1 protein-coding gene is annotated in these 522 nt (G+C 52.3%); it reads right to left on the reverse strand.

Annotated elements, in window-relative coordinates:
* Positions 1-522 (reverse strand): Glu/Leu/Phe/Val dehydrogenase dimerization domain-containing protein (locus ASC50_RS03885; RefSeq protein WP_420885208.1); only part of this gene is annotated, 522 nt, incomplete at both ends.

A 522-nucleotide genomic window follows, 5' to 3' on the forward strand; every position in this document is an offset into this window, starting at 1 on the left:
TTTGTACATGCCATAGATGTAGCCTATTTCGCGACCGCCCACGCCGATGTCGCCCGCCGGAACGTCGGTGTCGGGACCGATGTGTTTCCACAATTCGAGCGTAAATGCCCGGCAGAAGCGCATGATTTCGGCATTGGATTTGCCCTTCGGTGAGAAATCTGAACCACCCTTGCCGCCGCCCATAGGCAGGGTGGTGAGGGCGTTTTTGAATGTCTGCTCAAAGCCCAAAAACTTCAGCGTCGATAGCGTAACCGAAGCGTGGAAGCGCAAACCGCCTTTGTAGGGTCCAATCGCGTTGTTGAACTGCACACGGTAGCCCAAATTGACCTGCACATTGCCGGCATCGTCCACCCAAGGCACACGAAACATGAAAATACGGTCAGGCTCCACCAAACGCTCAATCAGCTTAACTTTTTCAAACTCAGGATGTTGATTATACACATCCTCAATCGAATGAAGCACTTCCCCAACAGCTTGCAGGTACTCCTTTTCGCCCGGATGCTTTGCTTCCAAAGCCTGTAA

The organism is Candidatus Symbiothrix dinenymphae (assembly GCF_001431085.1).